The following is a 2530-nucleotide window of genomic DNA, read 5'->3' as shown; positions in this document are numbered from 1 at the left end:
GCCGCGATCACAGTACCGTAATCTACGCTTGCCAAACTGTAGAAGATTTAATCGATACCGATAAAAAGTTTAAAGCTTACGTACACGATATCCAAAAGAAATTAAAAATGAGCTAAACTAAGTTCAGGAACTGAAAGGTAGAAGGGTTTAAATAAAATCTTTCGTTCATGTTCAAAAGTTTATGCAAAAAACAAAGGCCCGATAAAATATCGGGCCTTTGTTTTGATGTGTTTTTTAAGAAAAAATTAAAGTTTTTCCACTTCAGCTAAGCCATATAATAAGGCCGCAACATGTAATGCCTGGGCTATTTTATTGTCTTTTATCAGTTGCTTTACTTCCTCAACAGTATATTCTTCAACATTTAATATTTCATGTTCATCTAAATGCTGTTCATGCGTTTTAATACCACCAGTTAAGAAGTAGGTAAAGGTTCTGTTGTTTGACGTTGCCGGATTAGGGTAAAGCTCGGCAATAAGTTTGCAGGTTTTAAAGCTGTAACCTGTTTCTTCTAGGAGTTCACGTTTAACTGCAAACTCAGGCGCTTCATTACCATCAATTACACCACCTGGAACCTCGAGTGAAACAATATCGGCTGCATGGCGGTACTGGCGCACCATGATTATTTTTCCCGCTTCTGTAAGTGCAATTGCATTAACCCAGTTCGGATACTCTAAAACATAATAATCGTCTTTTATAATGCCATCGGGAAGTTTAACCTCGTCTACCCGTAAGGTAGCCCACTTTTCTCTTACTAAATATTTAGAGGCAATTTTCTGCCACTTTTCTATAATCATTTATTTACATTGTTTTGTTTAGTGCCATGCGCGTGGCGTTTAGCGCAAATACTGTTGTATCGTTTTCTGACGGTGCAAGTTTACCAAATGTACGATCTTGTGCCGATCTGACAGGTATTGATAGACTAGATTCAGTTTTGGCGCGATCATTTGGTTTCTATTCTGACTCACACCCATTTCGTAATATAAGAATTCGCTGAGCGAGTCGAGTTTTTCGGGAGGGAGGTCGCCTTCGGCTAACCAGTTTTCAAAAACCGAAAGATCTTCATTTTCAAGAATTTCTTTTGGCAATTGAAAGCCGCCTTCCATGGTTTCGTCAAAAAGCTGATTGGCTTCAGCCAACTTGCCTTCTAACTTTAAGCCCATAATACGGGCCAAAACCTGTGCAAGTTTCTGTATTTCTGCTGTAATTAAATCTCTTCTGTACATTATTGTTGTAATGTTTTAATCTGTTGGAAAGTTGTAACGTTCAAAAAGGAACAGATTCTAACTTATGGACTATGGACTATGGACTATGGACTATGGACTATGGACTATGGACTATGGACTATGGACTACCAGCTTCCGCTGCTTCCACCACCGCCAAAGCTTCCTCCGCCAAAACCACCGAATCCACCGCCGCCTCCACCAGAAGAACCGCCTCCCCAGCCACCGCTACTTCGGCCGCCACCGCCACCGCTTCCAAAAAGCATTGCCCAGAACAAAGCGTTAGATGCACCCCGACCGCCAATTACTTCGCTACCGCCTCCGCCACCTTTTCTCATGATGATGATGATGACGATTACAATAATGATAATAATTACGATACTGCCACCTCCGCCACCTTTCTTTGAAGAAGTTTTAGGACTATCATTTTTATATTCGCCTTTGGTATATTTTATAATCGAAGTAGTACCTTCATCTAAGCCGGCATAATAATTTCCGGCTCTAAAATTGGGTTTAATATCGTTATCAATAATACGCTTGGCATAAATATCGGGCAATGCGCCTTCCAAGCCATAACCTGTTTGGATAGAAATTTTTCGATCGCCAACAGCCACAACGATCATAATCCCGTTGTTTTTGCCACTTTGGCCAACTCCCCATTTTCGGCCCAGCTCAACGGCGTATTCGTTAATATCATAATCGCCTACCGATTTTAATATCGCTATGGCAATCTGTGTTGATGACGAATCATTAAAAGCCACTAATTTAGTTTCCAGTTGCTGTTTTTGATCGGCTGATAACACATTAGCGTAATCATTAACCAAAGTATTGGGTTTCTCTGGAAAATCCTGTGCGAAGGCGAAAGTGAATAATAAACTCAGTAACGAGAAAAGGAATATTTTCTTCATCGCTTATTTCTGCTCTAGATTGTCCATAAAAACGATATCATTTGGCAATTCATTAATGTCGCCTTTTTGAGGAGGGAAGAATAAGGCTAGTTTTTCTCCGGCCAATGCTACTCCCGCAATAATGCCATCAGCTAAATTGCCTTTTGCAAAGTGTGCAGTCATCGCTATTTTGGATGTTTCCCAAAAATTTTCTGGTACTACCTGGTTAATACCTACATCGCCAATAATGGCAAACTTATGATCGGCATGCGCCAGGTAAATCAGCACCCCATTTCTTTTGGCTGTTTTGTCCATATCCAGCTTGGTAAAATACTCGATAGCTTTTTCGTATGGGTCACCCGCGCAGTGTTTATCAATAGCAATCCTAATTTCTCCAGATGTAGCTCTTTCTGCATCTGAGAT

General features: G+C 40.5%; 4 protein-coding genes. All 4 read right to left on the bottom strand.

Features of this window, described 5'->3' with window-relative positions:
• Window positions 1–245: 245 nt before the first annotated feature.
• Window positions 246–794: an NUDIX hydrolase gene (locus AC1DPQ_RS24445; RefSeq protein ID WP_477581178.1), complete on the bottom strand. Its 549-nt coding sequence runs from the start codon at window positions 792–794 to the stop codon at window positions 246–248.
• A 39-nt stretch (window positions 795–833) separates the two neighbouring features.
• The gene (locus AC1DPQ_RS24440) at window positions 834–1223 is read right to left on the bottom strand and encodes a hypothetical protein (protein ID WP_477581176.1); all 390 of its coding nucleotides are present in this window, start codon (window positions 1221–1223) and stop codon (window positions 834–836) included.
• A 125-nt stretch (window positions 1224–1348) separates the two neighbouring features.
• Window positions 1349–2128, bottom strand: coding sequence for a TPM domain-containing protein (locus AC1DPQ_RS24435; RefSeq protein ID WP_215125400.1), 780 nt, complete (start codon window positions 2126–2128; stop codon window positions 1349–1351).
• A gap of 3 nt (window positions 2129–2131) precedes the next feature.
• The coding region (locus AC1DPQ_RS24430; RefSeq protein WP_477611154.1) for a TPM domain-containing protein at window positions 2132–2530 on the bottom strand (399 nt) is incomplete at its 5' end.

It is taken from the genome of Pedobacter sp. 01T416_2, assembly GCF_056398925.1.
This window is presented reverse-complemented; position numbering and strand designations above follow the sequence as displayed.